Raw genomic sequence first — 22,623 nt, 5'->3', positions numbered from 1 at the left:
GTTAAACATTGTCTGGGTCTGCGGCGGATAGTTTATCCAAACCAAGCAAATATTTCGAGATCACAACCAGCGCAGGGTAAGCTGCGATGGTCACAATCGCGTGCAAGGCCACCTCGCCAAAGGGGGGCTGATCCGCCAAAAGCAATGTCAAAAGCACCCGCTCGGCCAAAGTAACAGACAAGATCACGGCGATCACAGTGCCGAACTCGCTGAGAAACGTCATGTTTTCGATTTGCGGTTGGCGTTTGCGCAGACTTTCGGTGGCTAAGACTATCAGCAGCGCACCCAAGCCGACAGGCGCGTGGGTCAAAAAGTCTGAGATCAAGAAAACGATGGCAATAGCCCCAAGCGGGACAACATTGGGATGCCTGAGCAGCCAAGCAAGGGTTAGCGCCGTGATCAAGTCGGGGCTTGGCAGACTACCTTCGTCAAAACCTAAAGGCAGGATTTGCCAAAGAAGGATGAACAGGCAGAGCGCCAGATAATAAGCGCGATAAATCCATATGCGGAGGGTCAAAGGGTCGGTCATGTGCCATCCCCCTCCGTGTCTTGTGCTGCGGCGGTTTCTGGCACGGGGTCGGCTTCGATCTGATCCCCTGTTCCCCCATTTTCGGGCAAGGGCGGGCCGATCAATGTGTCGCTGTCATTGAGCGGCACAACATCGGGGTTGCGCATGACCCGCAGGAAATTCAGCCGACCAAAATCAGCAGCAAGCCGTGCGCGCAGGTCGCGTTCTGGGTCAACGACCACTTGGCCAACCAACAGCCCCGCAGGGTATAATCCGTCCGCGCCCGATGTCACGATACGATCCCCTGCGGCGATGTCTTCGGGGGTTTCGATGAAATCAATAAGCGGGGCGGCGCTGTTGTCGCCTGTCAGCAAGGCCTGCTGCCCAGATGGTTGGATCAATACAGGCACGCGGCTGTTGCTATCGGTCAACAATAAAACGCGCGCTGTGCGTTCCCCAAGGCCCGCGATCCGTCCGACCAAGCCAAGCCCGTCCATAGCGGCCCATCCGTCTTCCACCCCATCGCGCGCGCCCACATTCAGCAGAACTGAGCGGCGGAACGGCGATCCGCTATCAGCCAAAACAATCCCTGAAATCCAAGTCAGCGATGGGTCAGGCTGAACGCGGTTCAAATCCAAGAGGCGGGCATTTTCTTGTTCAAGCTGAATCGCCGCCTCGCGCCATGCGCGCATCTGTTGCAACTCGCGGCGCAGCTGTTCGTTCTGTTCGTAGAGGCGCGCGTAAGATTGGAAATCATCGACCATCCGCGCAAGCCCAGTAACGGGTGCCATAGCCCATTCCATGTTGGGAACGATGCGTTCTACCACAGCGGCGCGGATGCGTTCTGCGCGCGGGTTGTCAATGCGCCACAGCAAGATGAACCCGAAAAGGACGATGATCAGAATGACCACCAAAAGGCGGCGTGTTGGATTGGCGAGATTTTCCTCGTGTCTATCCCGTGCCATATCCGCATAACCTTGTCATCTCGCCTCAGCCTCTCTGCCCGTAGACAGGAGACTGACCCAATCACGACTCGTAATCAATGGCGTGGCGGAGTTGCTTTTCATATTCAAGCGCCTTGCCCGTGCCAAGTGCGACGCAATTGAGGCTTTCATCCGCAACGGAAATGGCGAGGCCAGTCTGTTCACGCAGCGCCAGATCAAGTTCGCCCAAGAGTGCACCGCCACCTGTCAGCATAACCCCGCGATCTACGATATCAGCCGCCAAATCTGGTGGTGTCGCTTCAAGCGCGCTCATCACCGCCTCGCAAATCTGTTGCACAGGTTCAGACAGCGCCTCGGCCACATGGGCTTGGTTCAGTTCAATCTCTTTTGGAACCCCGTTTAAAAGGTCACGGCCACGGATTGCCATAACTTGCCCTTTGCCATCACGCGGCATGATTGCGGTGCCGATGGTTGTTTTGATCCGCTCAGCCGTGCTTTCCCCAACAAGCAAGTTATGCTGACGGCGCAGATAGGAGATGATTGCCTCATCCATGCGGTCGCCGCCGACCCGAACAGAGCGGGCATAGACCACATCGGCAAGTGACAAGACCGCCACCTCTGTGGTGCCGCCGCCAATATCAACAACCATGTTGCCCGTTGGGTCTGTGATGGGCATCCCTGCGCCAATGGCGGCTGCGATGGGTTCTGAGATCAGGCCCGCCTTGCGCGCGCCTGCGCCCAACACGGACTGACGAATTGCGCGCTTTTCAACGGGGGTGGCCCCGTGCGGCACGCAAACGATAATCTTTGGCTTAGTGAAAGTTGTGCTTTTATGCACTTTGCGAATGAAATGTTTGATCATTTCTTCCGCAACATCGAAATCTGCAATCACCCCATCCCGCATCGGACGGATCGCCTGAATGGAACCAGGGGTGCGGCCCAGCATCAGCTTGGCATCCTCGCCAAAGGCCAGTGCCTTTTTCACGCCGTCCTTGACCTGATAAGCCACCACGGAGGGTTCGTTAAGAACAACACCCTTGCCACGCACATAGACCAGCGTGTTTGCGGTGCCCAAATCAATCGCCATATCGGCAGTGAATAGTCGTCCAAGTCCAAAGGCCATAATGTGGCGATCCCAAATAGTCATCCTACGCAGCCGAGGTTGACCCGTTAGCAGCCGATCATCCTCTGAACCGCATATAGGCAAAGGCCCATGGTAAGGTAAAGAACAATAAGGGCGTTTTTACCAAACCGCCGATGGTTGTAGCAAAAATCTGCCCCAAATGTGGGGCGGATTTTAGGATTGGCTTAGTTTGCGTCCCGATAGGAAACCTCCTTGCGGTCGCCGCCCGCTTTCCCACGCCGCAGGATCAGACGATTGAGCGCGTTGATATAGGCCTTCACGCTTGCCACAACGGTATCGGTATCTGCTGATTGCGCGGTTGCAATGCGTCCCTCTTCTTCCATCCGCACCGAGACGGTGGCTTGCGCATCGGTGCCTTCGGTCACCGCATGCACTTGGTAAAGTTGCAAACGGGCCGAATGTGGGAAGGCTTGTTTGACGGCATTAAAGGCGGCATCCACAGGGCCATCACCCGTTGCCACAACAGTTTTTTCTTCATCTCCCACACGGATCACCAGATCCGCATTCTGGGGGGCTTCGGTGCCGCAGATGACACGCAGGAATTTCAGTTCCAGATGGTCAGAGGCATCAATGGCGCCTGCATCTGTCACCAAGGCGATGATATCATCGTCAAACACTTCTTTCTTGCGGTCTGCCAATGCTTTGAAGCGCACGAATACATCATTGAGCTGATTATCGGCCAATTCAAGGCCCAAATCCCTGAGCTTTGCGCGCAAGGCCGCGCGACCAGAGTGCTTGCCCAGTGGCAGCGATGTCCCAGAGAGGCCGATATCCTCGGGGCGCATGATTTCGAACGTATCGGCCGATTTCAGCATTCCATCTTGGTGGATGCCCGATTCATGCGCAAAGGCATTTTTACCGACAATCGCCTTGTTGAACTGCACAGCAAACCCTGAAACTGTGCTAACGCGGCGCGAGATGTGCATGATTTTCTTAGCATCCACGCGGGTGTGATAGGGCATGATGTCATTGCGCACGCGCATGGCCATCACGACCTCCTCAAGGGCGGTGTTTCCTGCCCGCTCACCCAAGCCGTTGATGGTGCATTCAATCTGACGCGCCCCGCCTTCCACTGCGGCCAAGGCATTGGCGGTCGCCATGCCGAGGTCATTGTGACAATGGGTGGCGAAGATGACATCCTCTGCGCCAGGCACATCCGCGATAAGGCGTTCAATCAGGCGCGCGCTCTCGCGGGGGGCTGTGTAGCCGACTGTGTCGGGGATGTTGATGGTGGTCGCGCCTGCCTTGATGGCAATTTCTACAACGCGCTTGAGATAATCCCATTCGGTGCGGGTGGCGTCCATCGGCGACCATTGGATATTGTGGCAAAGATTGCGCGCATGGCTGACCGTCTCGTGGATGCGCTCGGCCATTTGATCCATCGAGAGGTTCGGGATCGCGCGGTGTTGGGGCGAGGTGCCGATAAACGTGTGGATGCGCGGGCTTTTGGCGTGGCGAACCGCCTCCCAGCAGCGGTCAATGTCTTTGAAATTCGCACGCGCAAGGCCGCAGATCGTGGCATTTTGGGTTTGCTTGGCAATCTCGGAGACAGCCGCAAAATCACCTTCTGAGGCAATTGGAAAGCCAGCCTCGATGATATCAACACCCATCTCGTCAAGAAGGGCTGCGATCTCGAGCTTTTCAGCATGGCTCATGGTCGCGCCTGGGCTTTGTTCGCCATCGCGCAATGTCGTGTCAAAAATCAAGACGCGGTTTTTATCGTTCGTCATTGGGTTCTCTCCCCAGCCAGTCTTTTGCGGCCCTGTGCATCTGCAAAGCGGCCTTGTCAATCAATGATGCTTTGTTTTGGTGAAGCTTTCGGCGCTAAATCCCCCCTGAGCGGTCGCGCCGACTGGCACGCTCAGAGGCGGCTAAGAAGAAGCGCTAGCAATGCGTTTAGGCCGCCTGCTGGGCGGCTGTGCATCGCTGTCATATGTATCGCAGTCTTGGTCATGATGCTCAGACTATGCCGCGCAAGATCAGGGATGAAAACCCCCTTTTTCACCCCAATGTCAAACTTGCCCCGCCTGCGCCGCCCCCTACATCACGCCCTATGACAGAGAATAGATTTCAGCGCGTTCTCATTGTGGGCGCATCAGGTGGCATCGGGCGCGCATTGGTTGCCCATTATCGCGAAAGTGGTGCTGAGGTGTCTAGCCTGTCGCGCCGCGAGGACGGCTTTGATCTGACCGCGCCTGCCACAGTCGAGGCCCATTTAGCGGCACAAACTGGCCCATTTGATTTGGTCGTTGTCGCCACAGGGGCGCTTGAGATTGACGGCAAAGGTCCTGAGAAATCTTTAAGCCACGTCAATGCAGACGCGCTTGCGCGGCAATTTGCGATCAACGCCATTGGCCCCGCTTTGATCTTGCGCCATGTGCCGCGCTTGATGGATCAGCAGGGCGCGGGCGTCTGTGCCGTCTTGTCCGCGCGGGTGGGATCGATCGGGGATAACCGCGCCGGCGGGTGGTATGGCTATCGGGCGGCAAAGGCTGCGGTCAATCAGATCGTGCGGACAGGGGCGATTGAATTGGCGCGCAGTCACAAACGCGCGGCCTTGATTGCCCTACATCCTGGCACAGTGCGCACAAAATTCACCGAAAACTATCTTGGGCGCCATCCTGCCGTTGCGCCCGAGGAGGCCGCCGCGAATATCGCGCGTGTTTTGGCAGGGATCGGCCCCGCGCAAACAGGCCAGTTTTTCGATTGGAAAGGCGAGCCTGTGCCATGGTGAATTCCCCGCCCCGCTTGATCCTGATTTTAGGGGATCAATTAAGTCCCGCTATCGTGGCGTTGCGCGAAGCAGATAAATCCCGCGACATCGTGGTCATGGCTGAAGTGTGGGATGAAGCGAGCTATGTGCCGCATCATCCCAAAAAAATTGCCTTGATCTTTGCAGCAATGCGCAAATTCGCGCAAGAATTGCGGAATGATGGCTGGTCTGTCGCATACACCCGCCTTGACGATGCGCAAAATGCGCAATCCTTGGTGGGTGAAGTCATCCGCCGCGCTGCTGAAACCGGCGCACAAGAGGCGATTGCCACAGCCCCTGCCGAATGGCGCGTGATTGCCGCCTTGGAGGATTGCCCAATCCCCGTTCATCAATTTCCTGATGATCGTTTTTTGTGTCATGCCTCAGAATTCGCCGATTGGGCGGAAGGGCGTAAAGAATTGCGAATGGAGTTTTTTTACCGCGAAATGCGCCGCAAAACAGGGATTTTGATGGCGGGTGATCACCCTGAAGGGGGAAAATGGAACTTCGACCATGACAATCGCGAACCGCCAAAGGAAGGGCTGTCCAATCGTATGCCCCCGCAATTTGAACCAGATGAAACCGTCCTTGAGGTGCTTGATCTGGTTGAGTTGCGATTTGGCGCACATTTTGGCCGCTTGCGCCCCTTTTGGTTTGCGACAACCCGCGCCGAGGCTTTGGTTGCGTTAGAAGATTTCATCCAGAACCGCCTCCCTGATTTTGGGCGGTATCAAGATGCAATGGTGCAGGGCGAGGCGTTTCTGAACCATTCGATCTTGTCGATGTATTTGAACATTGGGCTGTTGAATTGGAGCGAGATTTGTGAGGCGGCTGAGGCAGCCTACCGCAAAGGAACGGCGCCCCTAAATTCGGTCGAGGGGTTCATTCGCCAGATCATTGGTTGGCGTGAATATATTCGCGGCATTTATTTCTTTGAGGGGCCAGATTACACATCGCGCAACGCGCTTGGGCATAGCCGTAGCTTGCCTGCGTTTTACTGGTCGGGCGATACGGACATGGCCTGTCTGCGGGATGCGATCCTGCAAACGCGTGACCATGCCTATTCGCACCACATCCAACGCTTGATGGTGACGGGGAATTTTGCGCTTCTTGCGGGGGTTGATCCCAAAGAGGTGCATGAATGGTATCTGGCGGTTTATGCCGATGCCTTTGAATGGGTCGAAGCTCCCAATGTGATTGGGATGAGCCAATTCGCCGATGGCGGCATTGTGGCCTCAAAACCATATGTCTCGGGCGGCAATTATATCCATAAGATGTCAAATCATTGTGGGCGTTGCGCTTATAAGGTGAAAGAAAAAATTGGGGCGCAAGCCTGCCCCTTTAATGCGTTCTATTGGCATTTCTTGATCCGAAACAAAGAAAAATTCGCAAAAAATCCGCGTATGGCGCAAATGTATCGCGTTTGGGCTAAGATGGATGCCGATACACGCGCCGCAACCCTTGAGACAGCCGAGGCCAATTTGGCGCGGCTTGATCAATTGTGAGGATCATTTTGGGGCTTCCCAAACCCGTGGGATTTTGCACATAGCTTAATGGTGCCTCCTGCCGATCATTGGGATCGGGGCAGGGTGGTGCGATGGGTTTCTGACATGATGGATGTTTACGCTGCCCCCGCGGCATTCACCGAGGCTGAATGTCTGCGTATTTTGGATCAGATCGCGTCTGCCCCTACCCGCGATGCGAAACTGGTGGGACTAGCGCAGCACCATAATGTGCGCCGTGCGGATCTGGTTTGGTTGGACGAGGTCGAGGGATGCGAATGGGTGACCGAGCGCGCGATTGATCTTGTGCGCGTGGCCAATCGTGAGATGTTTGATTTCGACATCACCGATTTTTCCGAAAGCCCACAGGTTGCCCGATATGACAGCAGCCGCGAAGGTCATTTTGATTGGCATTCCGATATTGGGGATGGCCGATTGGCCGCGCGGCGCAAATTAACCATTGTCATCCAACTTGATGCAGGGGTGGGATATCAGGGCGGGGATTTGCAGATCATGCCAAGCAACCACACTGTGACTGCCGCACGCGGGCGTGGGGATGCGGTGATGTTTCCGTCTTTCATGTTGCATCGGGTGACGCCCGTCACCAAAGGCACGCGCCATTCGCTGACCTTGTGGTGTCACGGCCCAAGCTTTCGCTAATGGGATTTCGCAACATCTCACCCGCAGCGATATGGACAAATCTGATGGGCTGTGAAACACGGGGCGCTTGATACACAGGAGATTTCGAGCATGACAACAGTCACCCGTTTTGCGCCGTCCCCAACTGGCTATTTGCACGTTGGCAACCTGCGCACGGCTTTGTTCAATCACCTGATTGCGCGGCGCACAGGCGGCAAATTTATCTTGCGCCTTGATGATACGGATCCCGAACGCTCAAAGCAGGAATATGCGGATGCGATCCGCGAAGATTTGGAGTGGCTGGGCCTGACTTGGGATCAGGAGGAGCGCCAATCGGCGCGGCTTGATCGATACGAGGCCGCCGCCCAAGACTTGCGCGACAAAGGACGATTTTACGAGGCGTTTGAAACGCCCACAGAACTCGACCTTAAGCGCAAAAAACAACTGAATATGGGGCAGCCGCCCGTCTATGATCGCGCTGCGCTTAAATTGAGCGAGACCGAGCGCGATGCATTGCGCGCGGAGCGTGGTATGGGCGTTTGGCGGTTCTTGTTGGATCAAGAACGGATCGAGTGGACGGATGGTATTTTGGGCGATTTGTCGATTGACGCGGCCAGCCTGTCTGACCCTGTTTTGATCCGTCAAGATGGGCAGTTTTTGTATACATTGGCCTCGGTGGTCGATGACACAGATATGGGCATCACCCATGTTGTGCGCGGGTCGGATCACGTGACCAACACAGCGACACAAATCCAGATTATGGCTGCCCTTGGCTTTGCTGCGCCTAACTTCGCGCATCATTCACTTTTGACAGGCCCGCAGGGTGAGGCGTTATCGAAACGACTTGGCACTTTGGCCTTGCGCGATTTGCGCGCAGCAGGGGTGCATCCTATGGCGTTGTTGTCGTTGATGGCGCGGCTTGGATCCTCCCAACCTGTTGAGATTGCAAGCAGTCTTGATGAGTTGGCTACTGGATTTGATTTGGCGCATTTTGGCGCGGCCCCGACAAAATTTGATGTTGATGATTTATATCCGCTGACCGCACGCATTCTGGCAGCGCAAGATTTAAGCGTGGTGGCAGATGCGGTGCGGGCTGCGGGGGTGCCAGATGATCTCGCACCCCTATTCTGGCAGGTGACGCGTGAAAACATCACCACGCTGCATGATCTGGCGGGGTGGTGGCAGCTGTGCCGTGATGGTGCGGCCCCATTGGTAGACGCAGAGGATCAAGCATTCATTGCCGAGGCCCTCGCCCTGCTGCCTGAGCCACCTTACGGGCCAGAGGCATGGTTGAACTGGACGAACGCGGTGAAAGACGCCACGGGACGCAAGGGGAAATCCCTTTTCATGCCGCTGCGCAAAGCTGTGACAGGGCGTGAGCGCGGGCCTGAAATGGCCGATCTTTTGCAGTTGCTGCAAAACAAGCCCACGCTGTAAGCGCCTGTTGAAAGCACTGCCTTTTTCATGCCACCCTAATCACCATTGGGGTGGCAAATAGAAAGGTTCAGGTTCTCGTGAACGCGCAAGCCGCAAAACCGCCAAAATTCCCCGAGATTTGCCAGACGGGTTATGCTGGACTGGTTGTGCGCTTTGGCGATCAATTGAGCGAAGCAGGCAATCGCGCAAGCCTTGCCTTCGCTGCTGAGGTGACTGCCGCAGGTCTGGCGGGGGTTTTGGAAGTCTCAACCGCCCTGCAATCTGTCCTTTTGCGGTATGACCCGCTGCTTGCATCCCCTGAAGCACTCCGCGAGGATCTCGCGGCGGTTCTTAAGCAGCGCGATTGGTATGCTGCATCCCTGCCTCAGGGGCGCGCGCTTTGGGAGGTGCCTGCCTGTTTTGGCGGTGCATATGGCCCAGAATTCGAACAGGCTTGTTCGCTCGCAGGTGTCAGTCAGGCTGAGGCGGTTGCAGAATTGTGTGCAACCCCGCTTCGGGTTCAGGCAATCGGGTTTGCGCCGTCACAGCCCTATTTGGGAGAGTTGCCACCCAATTGGGACTTCCCAAGACAGGCAACCCTAAATCCGCAGGTGCCAAAAGGGGCGTTGGTTGCAGCAATTCGCCAGATTGTTCTGTTTTCCGTGCCATCGCCAACGGGCTGGCTGCATATTGGTCAAACGGGCCTCAGCCTGTTTAACCCCGCGCGTGACCCCGCCTTCATGTTGCGGGCGGGAGACGAAATTGCACTTCGGCCTGTTTCTGAGGCGGAATTTGAGACGTCATGTGCCGCCGCGCCATATGGCGGTGCTGTACGGCGGGCTCTGCCATGACGGCAACTTTTCTTTTTCACCAATCAGGGCCTGCCGTGACTGTGCAGGATTTGGGGTGGCACGGCTATGTCGCCCAAGGTGTGTCGCGCGGCGGGGCGATAGATATAGCAGCGATGGCAGATGGCGCGGCCTTGTTAGGGCAATCGCCCAACTTTGCAGCGTTAGAGATGGCAGGGTTCGGCGGTGTCTTTAGCGCCACCCGCGACTGCGTCATTGCGCTGACGGGGGCCGAGATGCGCGCGGATTTGGATGGGCGTGCTTTGGCATGGAATGCAACCCATGCTGTGCCTGCGGGCGCGAAACTGCAGATCGGGCCTGTCATGCGCGGAGTTTATGGGTATCTGCATATATCAGGCGGATTTGAGCCACCATTGATCTTGCAGGGGCGCGGAACGCATTTGGCCGCAGGCCTGCGCGCGGCAATTTGCGCGGGGGCGGAACTGCCCTTTGGCGCATCCTCCGCGACCCGAGCAGGCCTGTCCCTAAATGTGGCAGATCGCAGTGCGGGCGGTGTCATTCGCATTTTGCCGACCCTACAAAGTGATATGTTCGGAGCTGATCTGTTAGCGGCGTTTCAAAATACAAGTTTCACGCGCGACCCGCGCAGCAATCGGATGGGGGTGCGGTTGGCCGCGCTCGATGCGCCCAATTTCGCACCTGAGGCCGCGCGCAATATCCTTTCTGATGTTGTGATGGAGGGGGATATCCAGATCACAGGCGATGGAACACCTTATGTTTTGATGGCCGAAAGCCAGACGACAGGGGGCTATCCACGGATCGCGCAGGTTCTGCCTTGTGATTTGCCGCGCTTGGCGCAACTCTCAAGCGGGGCCGAGGTCAGGTTTCAGATGATCAGCCACGGCGAGGCGGTAGAGATTGAGCGCACCGCACAGGCTGTGCGCGCGCAACTTGGGGCCATGTGTAAGCCAGTTTTGCGTGACCCGCGCGAGGCAGGCGATCTTCTGGCAATGCAATTGATCAGCGGTGTCACCGCTGGGGAGGACGAGGGATGAAGGTCGATCTCAATGCCGATTTAGGCGAAGGTTTTGGCCCTTGGCCAATGGGGGCTGATACGGCGATGATGGATGTGATTTCATCGGCCAATATCGCCTGCGGCTTTCACGCGGGCGATCCCGATCAGATGCTAAAATCCATGGCAGCTGCAGTGGCGCGTGGCGTGGGCTTAGGCGCGCATCCGGGGTTTCCTGATTTGCAAGGGTTTGGACGGCGCCCGATGCAGATGAGCCATGCAGAGGTGGCCAATATGGTAACCTATCAAACAGGCGCTGCCATGGCGATGGCGCGCGCGGCGGGGGGGCGCTTGCGCCATGTCAAATTGCATGGGGCCTTGGCCAACATGGCGGCTGATGATGCGGCCCTTGCACGCGCCGCCTATGAAGGGGCGTTGCGGGCGGATCCTGACCTGATCGTTATGGTGATTGCTGGCACAGATCAGGAAGAAGCGGCCCTTGCCATCGGTGCCCCAATCGCGCGCGAGATTTTTGCGGATCGGGCCTATTTGCCAAATGCCCGCCTGCAAGATCGCAAAATTGCAGGCGCGGTGATCCATGATCCAGAGCAGGTCGCGACACGCATTTTGGCGATGTTGCAGGAGGCCGCGATTATTGCCGAGGATGGAACCCGCATCCCCACACAAATTGATACAATCTGCCTGCATGGGGATACGCCGCAGGCGGTTGAGATTGCCCGTAATTTGCGCACGCGCCTTGAGGCGGAGAATATCCAAATCGCGCAATTTTAATTGCTTCTGCGAAGGTTCTGCCGTTTTTTATGGCGCAATAGTCGTAAATGGTGCGATTATTCTTGATGCTCTGCGCGGCATTAATTATGATAGACGCATATACAGGGAGACATTGCGCCACTTGCGCAAGGCCGAAGGAGCAACCGCCCCGGTAAACTCTCAGGCAAAAGAACCTGTATGTGCGAAAACTCTGGAGAGTGATGCGGTGTTGCGCATCCGCCGAAGGGATAACGATCTCAGGCGAAAGGACAGAGGGGGCATCGACAGCCGATTTTTCGGCGTAACCGATTCCGAGTACATCTCGGGGTGTTGGAGGGTTGATGGCCGCGGGACTTTTGGAACTGCCACTTAAGGGGCTTCACGCAGAACTAGGCGGAAAATTCGTGCCTTTTGCGGGCTACTCTATGCCCGTGCAATATGCTGCGGGCGTGATGGCCGAACATCTTTGGACGCGCGAAAAGGCGGGACTGTTTGATGTCTCGCATATGGGGCAGGTGCGGCTGCCCTTAGATCAAGCTTCGGCACTTGAGCGGATCGCGCCCATTGAGGTTGAAGGCCTCGCAGAGGGTCGCCAGCGCTATGGTTTCCTCACCAATGAGGCGGGTGGTTTGGTCGATGATTTCATGATCGCGCGCTATGAAGATTGTTTCGTTATCGTGATCAATGCCGCCCGCCGCGCCGAGGATTTGGCACTGTTTGAGAAACATTTGACGGGCTTTGAGGTCATCACTGACCGTGCCCTTTTGGCTTTGCAGGGGCCACTGGCCGAAAGCGCGCTTGCGCGTCTGCTGCCTGATGTAGCGACACTGCGCTTTATGGATGTGCGCAGATTGACATGGCAAGGTTCGGAGCTGTGGCTGAGCCGTTCTGGCTATACGGGCGAGGATGGGTTTGAGATTTCCGTGCCTGTTCCCGTCTGCAATGCCTTCGCCCGCGCTTTATTGGCGATGGATGAGGTTGGGCCCATTGGTTTGGGGGCGCGTGACAGTCTGCGGATGGAGGCGGGCCTGCCCTTATATGGCAACGATCTTTCCGAAACCATTTCCCCAGTTGAGGCAGGCTTGTCTTGGGGTATTTCCAAATCACGCCGCCCCGATGGGGCCAAGGCGGGCGGGTTTTTGGGCGTTGGGGTAATTGCCTCTCATCTTGCGGGTGAAGCTGCGCGCAAACGGATCGGTCTTGTGCCAGAGGGGCGCGCGCCGATGCGCGGCGGTGTGCCCCTGTTTTTGTCAGAGACAAGCCAAACACAAATCGGCGAGATCACTTCGGGTGGGTTTAGCCCAAGCCTGGGTCACCCGATTGCGATGGCGCTGGTGCAATCTGACACGGATGCAGATGCGCCAATCTGGGGCGAATTGCGTGGCAAACGACATCCTATGCGGCAGGTTGATCTGCCATTTTTCAAAACATCCTACAAACGATAAGACAGGGAGACATCCAAATGCGTTTCACAGAAGAACATGAATGGTTGTTGGTCGATGGTGATCTGGTTGTGGTCGGCATCACCGAACACGCGGCCACTCAATTGGGTGATGTGGTTTTCGTAGAATTGCCAGAGCTTGAGACTGCAGCCGCGAAGGGTGATGAGGTTGTGGTTATTGAATCTGTCAAAGCAGCCTCTGACATCTTGGCCCCGCTGGATGGTGAGATTGTCGAGGTCAATGACGCCTTGGTTGATAACCCCTCTTTGGTCAATGACGATCCCACCGGTGAGGCGTGGTTCTTTAAGATGAAGGTAGACGATCTCTCTGCGGTCGATGCCTACATGACCGAGGATGAATACAAAGATTTCATTGGCGAATAAGCCCCCCGAGCAGGTGTGAGACATGACAAAGTGGATGCGTGAAACCTATGATCCAACCGATTTTGGCAATCGCCGCCATATCGGGCCTTCCCCTGCCGAAATGGCAGAGATGTTAAAGGTGATCGGTGCACCAGATTTGGATGCGCTGATTGATGAAACATTGCCGAAGGATATTCGTCAGACCAAGCCACTTGAATGGGCGGCGATGTCTGAGGCGGAATTGCTGGCGCATATGCGCGAGATTGCAGCCAAGAATAAGGTCATGGTTTCGATGATTGGGCAGGGGTATTACAACATCCATACCCCGCCTGCGATCCAACGCAATGTCTTGGAAAACCCTGCTTGGTATACGGCCTATACCCCCTATCAGCCTGAGATCAGCCAAGGCCGCCTTGAGGCCCTGCTCAATTTCCAGACGATGGTTGCTGACTTAACAGGGCTTGAGATTGCCAATGCTTCGCTTCTTGATGAGGCCACCGCCTGCGCCGAAGCGATGGTGATGGCCGAGCGCGTTGCAAAATCAAAGGCGCGTGGTTTCTTCATCGACCAAAATTGCCACCCGCAAAATATTGCCGTGATGCAGCGCCGTGCAGAACCTTTGGGGATTGAGGTGATTATGGGCGATCCGAAGGATATGGACGCAAGCACGGTCTTTGGTGCGATTTTTCAATATCCAGGCACATTTGGGGATCTCCATGATCCATCTGCGCAAGTTGCGGCCTTGCATGCTGCAAATGCCGTGGCGATTGTTTGCACGGATTTGCTGGCCCTAACAGTTCTGCGCGAGCCTGGGGCGATTGGCGCCGATATCGCGGTGGGCTCAGCGCAACGCTTTGGTGTGCCGCTGGGATATGGTGGCCCGCACGCAGCATTTCTTTCCTGTCGCGAGGCCTATAAGCGGGCCATCCCGGGTCGGCTTGTTGGCGTATCGGTCGATGCGCAGGGGCGCCGTGCCTATCGGCTGTCCTTGCAGACGCGCGAGCAGCATATTCGCCGCGAGAAAGCCACCTCGAATGTCTGCACTGCGCAGGCGCTTTTGGCCGTCATGGCCTCGCTTTATGCGGTGTTCCACGGCCCGCGCGGATTGCGCGCGATTGCGCAGCGGGTGCATTTGCACGCAGCGCGTCTCGCCAAAAGTCTGGAGGCGGGCGGCTTTGCGCCGCTGACGCAAAGCTATTTTGACACGATCACAGTCAAGGTCGGGGCCAAACAATCGCGGATCATGGCCGCGGCTGTGGCGCGGGGGATCAACCTGCGTGATGTTGGTCAAGATCGGATTGGTATTTCCGTGGATGAGGTGACAACCGAAGCCCATTTGGCCGCGGTCTGTGAGGCGTTTGGCACACCGCTTTTGGATGCGGTTGAAGCGCCATCTATCCCTGACGCGCTCTTGCGGGAAACAGAGTATCTCACCCATCCGATTTTCCACATGAACCGCGCGGAATCCGAGATGATGCGGTATATGCGCCGCCTGTCGGATCGTGACTTGGCACTGGATCGTGCCATGATCCCGCTTGGCTCTTGCACGATGAAGCTGAACGCCGCGGTTGAGATGATGCCAATCACATGGCCCGAATTTGGCGGGCTGCACCCTTTTGCGCCACAAGATCAGGCCGAGGGCTATGCGCAAATGCTGGCGGCCCTGTCGGATTATCTGTGCGAGATCACAGGCTATGATGCGATGTCGATGCAGCCCAATTCGGGTGCGCAAGGTGAATATGCAGGCCTTTTGACCATTGCCGCCTATCATCAGGCGCGCGGGGATCATCATCGCAAGATCTGTCTGATCCCTGTTTCCGCACATGGCACCAACCCTGCCTCTGCACAGATGGCGGGAATGGATGTGGTTGTGGTCAAATCTGCGGAAAACGGTGATGTTGATCTTGAAGATTTCCGCGCTAAGGCCGAGGCGGCGGGTGATCGTCTGGCCGCTTGCATGATCACCTATCCGTCCACCCATGGCGTGTTTGAAGGCACGGTGCGCGAGATTTGTGAGATCACTCATGCCCATGGGGGCCAAGTCTATCTGGATGGTGCGAACCTCAACGCCATGGTGGGCCTGTCCAAACCCGGTGAGATCGGGGCAGATGTGAGCCACTTGAACTTGCACAAAACCTTCTGCATCCCGCATGGTGGTGGCGGGCCGGGCATGGGGCCGATTGGCGTGAAGGCGCATCTTGCCCCCTATCTGCCGGGACATCCAGAATTGGACAGCGACCAAGGGCCTGTGTCGGGCGCGCCCTATGGTTCGGCTTCGATCTTGCCGATTTCTTATGCCTATATCAAATTGATGGGTGGGGCAGGTCTGACGCAGGCCACCAAAATCGCAATTCTCAATGCCAATTACATCGCCAAGCGCCTATCGGATGCCTATCCGATCCTTTTCACAGGGCAGGGCGGGCATATCGCGCATGAATGCATCCTTGATTGCCGCCCCTTTGCCGAGGCGGGCGTGACGGTCGATGATATCGCCAAGCGTCTGATGGATAACGGTTTTCACGCGCCCACGATGAGTTGGCCTGTGGCAGGCACATTGATGGTCGAACCAACCGAAAGCGAAACCAAGGCGGAGATTGACCGCTTCTGCGATGCAATGCTCGCTATTCGGGCGGAGATTGCCGATGTCGAGGCGGGCAAAATCGCCGCCGAAGACAGCCCCTTGCGCCATGCGCCCCATACGGTCGAAGATTTGGTTGGCCCATGGGAGCGCGCCTATAGCCGCGAGGTGGGTTGCTTCCCTGCGGGGGCGTTCCGCGTTGATAAATATTGGCCGCCCGTGAACCGCGTGGACAATGTCTATGGCGACAGGCATCTGATTTGCACCTGCCCGCCCGTCACAGATTATCTGGACGCGGCGGAATAGGCCCTAACCCCCGAAGCGGCGATACAGCTGATCGAGCGTGTAGGTTTTGGCTGCTTCGGGATGTGGCTCTGAGACAACATTTGGGTCTGCGGGCAGACAATTCTCGCCGCAGACCTGACGCATCACGCCCCTCTGGCCATCAATAAACCATAACCGCCCCGCAGGGGTGGCGACCCATCCATTCGTGCCACGGCTCATATCGCCCTCAACATCAATCGTGGAGGGCACCTCATTATCATAGCGCGGATCAAAAGCAGCATGGGTGTGCCAAGAGGATATAATCCGCATCCCCGCAGGCGCCTCCATCATCGCGCAACTGTCGCGCCCGCCCCAACTGGATTTCGAACTGGACAAGCGCCCCGCTTGATCGCGCAGGACGTAGCCACAGACCTCGCGGTTATAGGTGATGGAATGGCGGTTCATGGAGTGCATCAGTGCCATGACCAATTGCTGTTCATCCGCATCTTGCGCATGGGCGGGCAGGCCGAGGCATAGGCCAACGAACAGACTTGCAAGGGTCAACTTCATCTTGGGCGGTGCTCCCTGAACCAGTTGCCTATAAGATAAAGGAATTGGGGGAGTAAACCAGAGCTTAGGTTTGGGAAATCTAGGAACTCATGTCGTGTTTCTTAAGATTGGCGAGTGTGGGGTCTGCGCTCACGGAGTTGAAAATGAATGCAGCGTTCGGGTTCATCGTCAGAATTCACCCGAGAGAAAGCCGCCCCGCAGCGGGGCGGCTTTGTTATCTCACCGCGCGAATTTCTTGTATTTCACCCGTTTCGGCTCAAGCGCATCTGGCCCGAGGCGGCGTTTTTTGTCTTCTTCGTAATCGGAGAAGGCGCCTTCGAACCATTCCACATGGGCCTCGCCTTCGAAGGCGAGGATATGGGTGCAGATGCGGTCAAGGAAGAAGCGGTCGTGGCTGATCACCACGGCGCAGCCTGCGAAATCCGTCAGCGCGTCTTCGAGCGCGCGCAGGGTTTCCACGTCTAAATCGTTGGTCGGTTCGTCCAACAGAAGAACATTTCCTCCTGATTTCAAAAGTTTGGCCATATGCACGCGGTTGCGTTCGCCCCCTGACAGAAGGCCCACTTTCTTTTGCTGATCTCCGCCTTTGAAGTTGAAGGCCGAGCAATAAGCGCGGCTGTTCATCGTGGCATCGCCCAGTTCGATGATCTCGGCCCCGCCCGAAACCTCTTCCCAAACTGTTTTTTCTGGATCCAGTGCATCGCGGGATTGGTCGACATAGGATAGCTTGACCGTATCGCCATATTCAAGCGTGCCCGCGTCAGGCCCTTCTTGGCCCGTCAGCATCCGAAACAGCGTGGATTTACCCGCGCCGTTTGGCCCGATCACGCCCACGATCCCGCCAGGCGGCAAGCTAAAGCTGAGATCTTCGATCAATAACTTGTCGCCATAGGCCTTGGTCAGGTTTTCGATTTCGATCACCTTTTGACCCAAGCGTGGCCCATTGGGGATGACGATCTGTGCGCGGCTGATTTTATCGCGCTCGGATTGGCCCGCCAATTCTTGATAGGCGTTGATACGGGCCTTTTGCTTGGCCTGACGCGCCTTTGCGCCCTGTCTGATCCATTCCAATTCGCGCTCAAGAGTTTTCTGGCGCGATTTATCCTCGCGGGCTTCTTGCTCAAGGCGTTTGGCTTTTTGCTCCAGCCAGCTTGAGTAATTGCCTTCGTATGGAATGCCGCGGCCGCGGTCGAGTTCGAGAATCCAGCCTGTGATGTCGTCCAAAAAGTAACGGTCATGGGTGACGATCAAAATCGTGCCTTTGTAGTCGATCAAATGCTGCTGCAACCAAGCGATGGTTTCCGCGTCCAAGTGGTTGGTCGGTTCGTCCAACAGCAGCATATCAGGCGCTTCAAGCAGCAATTTGCACAGCGCCACGCGGCGGCGTTCCCCGCCTGAAAGATGCTCTGGCATGGCCTCATCGGGCGGGCAGCGCAAGGCCTCCATGGCCACATCAATCTGGCTGTCGAGATCCCACAGGTTGTTGCTGTCAATCTCATCTTGCAACGCGGCCATTTCATCGGCGGTTTCATCCGAATAGTTCATGGCCAATTCGTTAAAGCGATCGAGCTTGGCTTTTTTCTCGGCCACACCCAGCATGACGTTTTCGCGCACTGTGAGGGTTTCATCGAGTTGCGGCTCTTGGGGCAGATAGCCCACCTTTGCGCCTTGCGCGGCCCATGCCTCGCCAGAGAAGTCCTTGTCCCAGCCCGCCATAATCCGCAGCAATGTGGATTTACCTGCGCCGTTGACACCGACCACACCGATTTTCACACCGGGCAAGAAGCTGAGGCGGATATTCTCGAAGCATTTCTTGCCACCAGGATAGGTCTTAGAGACACCGTCCATGTGGTAGACATATTGATAGGAGGCCATGCGTGCGTTGTCCTTTGAGAGTAGATTTTTTCCTCTTCTAATGGGGATGGCTGCTTTCGGCAATCGCTTCGCCTGCTTTCCTTGCGGCTTTGCTTCGTGATAGAGGCGAAGGTGGACCTGTGATTTGTCGTGGAAGTTTATCCCGTGTTTCGCCACACCTTGCCTTTTGCCCCTGAGGCTGCCCGCATTGGCCTCTTTGGTGGTTCGTTTGATCCGCCACATGCGGGGCATTTGCATATCAGTCGTGAGGCGCTCAAGCGGCTGCGCTTGGATCAGGTTTGGTGGTTGGTAAGTCCAGGTAATCCGTTGAAATCTCGCGGGCCTGCGCCCCTTGATGCGCGGATTAACGCCGCGCGGGCCTTGCAAGCGGGCCATCCGAAACTGCGGGTCACGGGCATTGAAGCGCAGCTTGGCACAAGGTTCACTGCGCAGACCTTGCGACAAATGCAGGCGCTTTATCCAAAGCTGCGGTTTGTGTGGATGATGGGGGCTGATAATTTGGCCCAGTTTCACCTGTGGCAGGATTGGCAGGAGATCATCTCAAGTCTACCGATTGCTGTTTTTGCGCGCCCGCAAGCGGGGTTGCCTGCCCGCTTCTCGAAAGCTGCGCGCGCGTACGATGCCGCGCGGGTGGCGCCTGAATTGGCCTATAGCTTGGCCGATTACGAAGCCCCAGCTTGGACTTATCTTACCCTACCTTTGCGCAGTGAAAGTTCATCACAATTGCGCGCAGCGGGTGTATGGTCTTGAGAAACCCGTTCGGGCTTGGCTTACTGCGCGGCAAGATTGGCAAAGGATAACGAGGTGGGCAGATGATCACGCGGCGCGGGGTTTTGGCGGGTGGTATCTCGGCTGCGGCAAGCGCGGCCTATGGGCAGGCCCCGTTGTCCTCCCTCGTGCCGATGCCGCGTCCGACCGCGCCCACCCCCGCAGGTGCCGCAGGTCTTGAGAACCTTATTGCCGCAAGCCCCTATCAAGGCGCGGTGGCCGCTGTTGTGGCCGATGCGCGCACGGGCGAGATATTACAGGGCCATAACGCCAGCGCAAACTTGCCCCCCGCAAGCACGATGAAGGTTTTAACCACGCTTTACGCGTTGGACGCCCTTGGGGCAGGCTATCGATTTGCAACGCGGGTTTTGGCCACGGGAAATTTGCGAAACGGGCGGCTTGAAGGGGATCTTTGGCTGTATGGCGAGGGGGATCCCCATTTGGACACCACGGGGCTTGCCATGCTGGTCACGGGCCTGCGCGATATAGGTCTGCGCGAGGTGACAGGCGCGCTGCACCTCGTGGATACATCCCTGCCGTCCATTCCCCTTATTGATGCGACACAGGCCGATTATGCGGGGTATAATCCTGCAATTTCGGGTCTGAACTTGAATTTTAACAGGGTCTATCTGGCATGGGAGCAGGGAACGAATGGCCTACAGGTTGGGCTTGATGCCCGCGCTGATGACTTGCGCCCTGCGGTTTTGGGAATTGGCTTGACTGTCGCGGATCGCGCGGCCCCTATTTTGGACTACCGCGCGGAAACTGCAACGGCGCGCGAGGGTTGGTCGGTGGCCAGATCGGCCCTTACGGGTGAGGGGGGACGCTGGTTGCCTGTGCGCAATACGGCCGCCTATGTGGGCGAAGTTTTTGCCTCGCTTGCGCGATCCTCTGGCATTGTGCTGAGCAGGGTGCAGCGCGCAACTGCCGTGCCGTCTGAGGCCGTGGTTCTTTCGGAAATTTCAAGCACGCCCCTTGATGGGATGCTGCGCTCTATGCTGCGCTATTCGACAAATCTCACGGCTGAGGTCGTAGGATTGCGCGCAACACAAACCCTAACGGGGGCGGCCAATCCAAGTTTGCGCCAATCTGCCGATCACATGGCGGCACGGCTTGATGGGCGCTATGTGTCGGGGCGGGCTGAGTTACATGATCATTCTGGCTTGCAGGATTTAAGCCAGATGACGCCTGTGCAAATGGTGCAGGCTTTGGTTGCGGCGGGGCCAAGGGGGCGCTTGCGAAACCTGTTGCGGGCGCATCGCGTGAATGACGAGGTGCAAGCCCAAATTGGCACGGCCGAGATTGTCACCAAAACAGGCACGTTGAATTTTGTCTCGACCTTGACCGGCTATATTGAGGGTCCCAATCGGCCCTTAGCCTTTGCAATTTTCAATGCGGATTTGCCCCGCCGTGCGGCGCTTGGCCCTGAGGAGCGCGACCGCCCCCCCGGTGGGCGGACATGGATAGGTCGCGCCCGCACATTGCAAAATGATATGCTAGTGTCATGGCTGCGCGGCTTTGGCTGACATTTACCGATCAGGCGGCGTCCAATCTTGCGGCGGAACTTTGCGCCGCTTCAGTCTCAGCGCAAGGCCGATGGCCACACCCGTAGCGATTGCAACGGTTAGATCCGTGAAGACTGTCAAAACGAGCGTTAGCACAAAGAGGCCACGATCAGAGACGGGCCCCGCTGTTACATAGCTGCGCCAATGATGTGGTTCGGACATATTCCAAGCTGTCAGCAACAGAAGCCCGCCCAAAGCGGGCAGGGCCAAGTAATTTGCTAAAGGCGCTGCAAAAAGAAAGACCAACAAGATGACCCCCGCATGCACCATCCCCGCAACAGGGGTTGTGCCGCCTGCGCGAACATTGGTCGCCGTGCGTGCAATCGCACCCGTTGCGGGAAGCGATCCAAAGGCCGCACATGCCAGATTGGCGACACCTTGCGACATCAATTCTGCATTTGGGCGATGCACATTCTTGGTCATCCGATCTGCGACCATCGCCGATAAAAGCGACTCGATCCCTGCCAGAAAGGCGATGATGAGGGCAGAGGGCAGCAATTCTAACACGCGCTCATAGGTGATCTGGGGCAGGGACGGCCAAGGAAATTCGGTGGGTAAAGCGCCAAAGCGACTGCCGATTGTGGCCACATCAGGTAGGGACATAAACGCCAGTCCAGACGCCCCCGCGACAGCTAAAATCAAGCTCGGGAAGCGTGGAAAGAACCGCCGCAAAAGGACGATGGCCGCCATGGTTGCAAGGCCAATCGCAAAGCTTGGCAGTGCGATTTGATCACGCGCCTGCCAAATAGCGGCCAGTTTTCCCAAGAAATGCGCGGGCGCATCATTTAAGGGAATTCCCAAAAAATCGGGCAGTTGGCTTGTGGCGATAATCACCGCAATGCCAACGGTAAATCCGTTGATCACGGGTTCTGGCACATGCGCGATGAGGCTGCCTGCACGAAACAGTGCAGCGAGCGATAGGATCACGCCCGCGATCAGCGTGGCCAATACCAAGCCATCCATCCCATGTTGAGAGATGACATCATAGACTACAACGATGAACGCGCCTGTTGGCCCGCCAATTTGCACATGACTGCCGCCAAGGGCGGAAATTAGGAACCCGCCCACAATCGCGGTGATCAGCCCATGAATGGGTTCTGCACCCGAGGCGATCGCAATCGCAAGGCACAGGGGAATGGCCACCATCGCCACAGTGACGCCTGCAAAAACGTCACGCGTTGCTGCCGCTGCCGTATAGCCCGGCCACGTGCTTAGGATTTGTGGTTTCATGGTGCCGCCATCGAATCGCGGCGAAAATTGCCGCCTTAAAGTGTAATATGCCGCGCGCGTGCGCCGCGTTCAATCGCTGCCGCCGCAAGACGATCAATGTCCAATTGATAGCGGATTTCCATTAGCATACGCAGTTCCGTTTGCCCCAATAACCCATCTGCGGCGGCCACATCGCAGCACAGCGCATATGCGGTTTCATGGAGCTTTTCTGGCAAGGCTTGGTTCACTAGACCAAACAGCGCATCCAAGCCATCTTCCTCTTCGAACAGGTCGAACACAGTTTTTGAGACATTTTGCATCCGATCTGCATCGTAATTGGCAAAGACTGGCAAGTTATTCACTAAGGCCTCGATGGTGACCAGCTCAGCGGTGCCGACTGACTCATCCGAGAGCGAGACTGCCATCATGAGCGCAACGAGCGCGTCTTGCGCAGAAAGGGAGGTTGCAGAGCTCATGCGGGATCCTTTCAGGG

At 56.8% G+C, this 22,623-nt stretch carries 20 protein-coding genes and 2 riboswitches; of the genes, 12 read left to right on the top strand and 8 right to left on the bottom strand.

Annotation, left to right across the window (positions count from 1 at the left end):
• Window position 1 precedes the first annotated feature (1 nt).
• The 4 genes from AAC622_RS08920 to AAC622_RS08905 form a co-directional block, all read right to left on the bottom strand.
• Window positions 2–529, bottom strand: a complete 528-nt coding sequence (locus tag AAC622_RS08920) for a hypothetical protein (protein ID WP_340261759.1) — start codon at window positions 527–529, stop codon at window positions 2–4.
• Window positions 526–1,473 carry a rod shape-determining protein MreC gene (gene mreC, locus AAC622_RS08915; protein WP_340261757.1) on the bottom strand — a complete coding sequence of 316 codons (948 nt, stop codon included), beginning with the start codon at window positions 1,471–1,473 and terminating at the stop codon, window positions 526–528. The genes AAC622_RS08920 and mreC overlap by 4 nt, the downstream gene beginning before the upstream one ends.
• Window positions 1,474–1,534: 61 nt before the next feature.
• Window positions 1,535–2,599 carry a rod shape-determining protein gene (locus AAC622_RS08910; protein WP_411567104.1) on the bottom strand — a complete coding sequence of 355 codons (1,065 nt, stop codon included), beginning with the start codon at window positions 2,597–2,599 and terminating at the stop codon, window positions 1,535–1,537.
• Between the two features lie 161 nt (window positions 2,600–2,760).
• A complete protein-coding gene (locus AAC622_RS08905) occupies window positions 2,761–4,326 on the bottom strand; it encodes a 2-isopropylmalate synthase (RefSeq protein WP_340261755.1) in 1,566 nt (521 codons plus the stop codon).
• Window positions 4,327–4,649: 323 nt separating this feature from the next.
• On the opposite strand from AAC622_RS08905, the gene AAC622_RS08900 reads away from it, so the two are divergent.
• From AAC622_RS08900 to gcvP, 10 genes are all read left to right on the top strand, one after another.
• A complete protein-coding gene (locus AAC622_RS08900) occupies window positions 4,650–5,330 on the top strand; it encodes an SDR family NAD(P)-dependent oxidoreductase (protein WP_340261752.1) in 681 nt (226 codons plus the stop codon).
• The gene (locus tag AAC622_RS08895; protein WP_340261749.1) at window positions 5,324–6,853 is read left to right on the top strand and encodes a cryptochrome/photolyase family protein; all 1,530 of its coding nucleotides are present in this window, start codon (window positions 5,324–5,326) and stop codon (window positions 6,851–6,853) included. Before AAC622_RS08900 ends, AAC622_RS08895 begins: the two co-directional genes overlap by 7 nt.
• Before the next feature lie 105 nt (window positions 6,854–6,958).
• Complete coding sequence (locus tag AAC622_RS08890) at window positions 6,959–7,510, top strand: 2OG-Fe(II) oxygenase (RefSeq protein WP_340252579.1); 552 nt, start codon at window positions 6,959–6,961, stop codon at window positions 7,508–7,510.
• A 90-nt stretch (window positions 7,511–7,600) separates the two neighbouring features.
• Window positions 7,601–8,926, top strand: a complete 1,326-nt coding sequence (gene gltX / locus AAC622_RS08885; RefSeq protein ID WP_340261746.1) for a glutamate--tRNA ligase — start codon at window positions 7,601–7,603, stop codon at window positions 8,924–8,926.
• Between the two features lie 77 nt (window positions 8,927–9,003).
• On the top strand, window positions 9,004–9,756 hold the full coding sequence (locus AAC622_RS08880; RefSeq protein ID WP_340261744.1) for a 5-oxoprolinase subunit B family protein: 753 nt from the start codon (window positions 9,004–9,006) through the stop codon (window positions 9,754–9,756).
• The gene (locus AAC622_RS08875; protein ID WP_340261741.1) at window positions 9,753–10,769 is read left to right on the top strand and encodes a 5-oxoprolinase subunit C family protein; all 1,017 of its coding nucleotides are present in this window, start codon (window positions 9,753–9,755) and stop codon (window positions 10,767–10,769) included. Before AAC622_RS08880 ends, AAC622_RS08875 begins: the two co-directional genes overlap by 4 nt.
• Window positions 10,766–11,518: a LamB/YcsF family protein gene (locus tag AAC622_RS08870; protein ID WP_340261739.1), complete on the top strand. Its 753-nt coding sequence runs from the start codon at window positions 10,766–10,768 to the stop codon at window positions 11,516–11,518. The genes AAC622_RS08875 and AAC622_RS08870 overlap by 4 nt, the downstream gene beginning before the upstream one ends.
• 93 nt (window positions 11,519–11,611) lie before the next feature.
• Window positions 11,612–11,703: riboswitch (glycine riboswitch) on the top strand.
• 3 nt (window positions 11,704–11,706) lie between these two features.
• Window positions 11,707–11,772, top strand: a riboswitch (glycine riboswitch).
• Window positions 11,773–11,838: 66 nt separating this feature from the next.
• The gene (gcvT, locus tag AAC622_RS08865) at window positions 11,839–12,942 is read left to right on the top strand and encodes a glycine cleavage system aminomethyltransferase GcvT (RefSeq protein ID WP_340261737.1); all 1,104 of its coding nucleotides are present in this window, start codon (window positions 11,839–11,841) and stop codon (window positions 12,940–12,942) included.
• Between the two features lie 17 nt (window positions 12,943–12,959).
• Window positions 12,960–13,322 carry a glycine cleavage system protein GcvH gene (gene gcvH / locus AAC622_RS08860; protein WP_340244695.1) on the top strand — a complete coding sequence of 121 codons (363 nt, stop codon included), beginning with the start codon at window positions 12,960–12,962 and terminating at the stop codon, window positions 13,320–13,322.
• Window positions 13,323–13,344: 22 nt separating this feature from the next.
• A complete protein-coding gene (gcvP, locus tag AAC622_RS08855) occupies window positions 13,345–16,185 on the top strand; it encodes an aminomethyl-transferring glycine dehydrogenase (RefSeq protein ID WP_340261734.1) in 2,841 nt (946 codons plus the stop codon).
• Window positions 16,186–16,188: 3 nt separating this feature from the next.
• Here the strand turns inward: gcvP and AAC622_RS08850 are convergent, their stop codons facing one another.
• Together AAC622_RS08850 and ettA are read right to left on the bottom strand one after the other, a co-directional pair.
• Window positions 16,189–16,713, bottom strand: coding sequence for a DUF4329 domain-containing protein (locus AAC622_RS08850; RefSeq protein ID WP_340261732.1), 525 nt, complete (start codon window positions 16,711–16,713; stop codon window positions 16,189–16,191).
• Window positions 16,714–16,932: 219 nt separating this feature from the next.
• Complete coding sequence (gene ettA / locus AAC622_RS08845) at window positions 16,933–18,588, bottom strand: energy-dependent translational throttle protein EttA (protein ID WP_340261730.1); 1,656 nt, start codon at window positions 18,586–18,588, stop codon at window positions 16,933–16,935.
• A 129-nt stretch (window positions 18,589–18,717) separates the two neighbouring features.
• On the opposite strand from ettA, the gene AAC622_RS08840 reads away from it, so the two are divergent.
• Together AAC622_RS08840 and dacB are read left to right on the top strand one after the other, a co-directional pair.
• On the top strand, window positions 18,718–19,338 hold the full coding sequence (locus tag AAC622_RS08840) for a nicotinate-nucleotide adenylyltransferase (RefSeq protein WP_340261728.1): 621 nt from the start codon (window positions 18,718–18,720) through the stop codon (window positions 19,336–19,338).
• A gap of 62 nt (window positions 19,339–19,400) precedes the next feature.
• The gene (gene dacB, locus AAC622_RS08835) at window positions 19,401–20,882 is read left to right on the top strand and encodes a D-alanyl-D-alanine carboxypeptidase/D-alanyl-D-alanine endopeptidase (protein WP_340261726.1); all 1,482 of its coding nucleotides are present in this window, start codon (window positions 19,401–19,403) and stop codon (window positions 20,880–20,882) included.
• Window positions 20,883–20,885: 3 nt separating this feature from the next.
• On the opposite strand, the gene AAC622_RS08830 is transcribed toward dacB, so the two are convergent.
• Together AAC622_RS08830 and AAC622_RS08825 are read right to left on the bottom strand one after the other, a co-directional pair.
• Complete coding sequence (locus tag AAC622_RS08830) at window positions 20,886–22,151, bottom strand: SulP family inorganic anion transporter (protein WP_340261724.1); 1,266 nt, start codon at window positions 22,149–22,151, stop codon at window positions 20,886–20,888.
• Between the two features lie 35 nt (window positions 22,152–22,186).
• On the bottom strand, window positions 22,187–22,606 hold the full coding sequence (locus tag AAC622_RS08825; protein ID WP_340261721.1) for a tellurite resistance TerB family protein: 420 nt from the start codon (window positions 22,604–22,606) through the stop codon (window positions 22,187–22,189).
• Window positions 22,607–22,623 lie beyond the last annotated feature (17 nt).

The sequence above is a fragment of the Roseobacter sp. HKCCA0882 genome, from assembly GCF_037805225.1.
Taxonomy (GTDB): Bacteria; Pseudomonadota; Alphaproteobacteria; order Rhodobacterales; family Rhodobacteraceae; genus M30B80.
Note: the sequence above shows the minus strand (reverse complement) of the source record. Positions and strands in the feature narration are given on the sequence as shown.

Excerpts from the sequence above, each read along its gene's own strand:
- gcvH (WP_340244695.1), top strand. The coding sequence starts at position 12,960 with ATGCGTTTCACAGAAGAACATGAATGGTTGTTGGTCGATGGTGATCTG.
- mreC (WP_340261757.1), bottom strand. The coding sequence starts at position 1,473 with ATGGCACGGGATAGACACGAGGAAAATCTCGCCAATCCAACACGCCGC.
- ettA (WP_340261730.1), bottom strand. The coding sequence starts at position 18,588 with ATGGCCTCCTATCAATATGTCTACCACATGGACGGTGTCTCTAAGACC.
- gcvP (WP_340261734.1), top strand. The coding sequence starts at position 13,345 with ATGACAAAGTGGATGCGTGAAACCTATGATCCAACCGATTTTGGCAAT.
- AAC622_RS08870 (WP_340261739.1), top strand. The coding sequence starts at position 10,766 with ATGAAGGTCGATCTCAATGCCGATTTAGGCGAAGGTTTTGGCCCTTGG.
- gcvT (WP_340261737.1), top strand. The coding sequence starts at position 11,839 with ATGGCCGCGGGACTTTTGGAACTGCCACTTAAGGGGCTTCACGCAGAA.
- AAC622_RS08875 (WP_340261741.1), top strand. The coding sequence starts at position 9,753 with ATGACGGCAACTTTTCTTTTTCACCAATCAGGGCCTGCCGTGACTGTG.
- gltX (WP_340261746.1), top strand. The coding sequence starts at position 7,601 with ATGACAACAGTCACCCGTTTTGCGCCGTCCCCAACTGGCTATTTGCAC.
- AAC622_RS08900 (WP_340261752.1), top strand. The coding sequence starts at position 4,650 with ATGACAGAGAATAGATTTCAGCGCGTTCTCATTGTGGGCGCATCAGGT.
- AAC622_RS08830 (WP_340261724.1), bottom strand. The coding sequence starts at position 22,151 with ATGAAACCACAAATCCTAAGCACGTGGCCGGGCTATACGGCAGCGGCA.
- AAC622_RS08895 (WP_340261749.1), top strand. The coding sequence starts at position 5,324 with ATGGTGAATTCCCCGCCCCGCTTGATCCTGATTTTAGGGGATCAATTA.
- AAC622_RS08905 (WP_340261755.1), bottom strand. The coding sequence starts at position 4,326 with ATGACGAACGATAAAAACCGCGTCTTGATTTTTGACACGACATTGCGC.
- AAC622_RS08890 (WP_340252579.1), top strand. The coding sequence starts at position 6,959 with ATGATGGATGTTTACGCTGCCCCCGCGGCATTCACCGAGGCTGAATGT.
- AAC622_RS08825 (WP_340261721.1), bottom strand. The coding sequence starts at position 22,606 with ATGAGCTCTGCAACCTCCCTTTCTGCGCAAGACGCGCTCGTTGCGCTC.
- dacB (WP_340261726.1), top strand. The coding sequence starts at position 19,401 with ATGATCACGCGGCGCGGGGTTTTGGCGGGTGGTATCTCGGCTGCGGCA.
- AAC622_RS08850 (WP_340261732.1), bottom strand. The coding sequence starts at position 16,713 with ATGAAGTTGACCCTTGCAAGTCTGTTCGTTGGCCTATGCCTCGGCCTG.
- AAC622_RS08910 (WP_411567104.1), bottom strand. The coding sequence starts at position 2,599 with ATGACTATTTGGGATCGCCACATTATGGCCTTTGGACTTGGACGACTA.
- AAC622_RS08920 (WP_340261759.1), bottom strand. The coding sequence starts at position 529 with ATGACCGACCCTTTGACCCTCCGCATATGGATTTATCGCGCTTATTAT.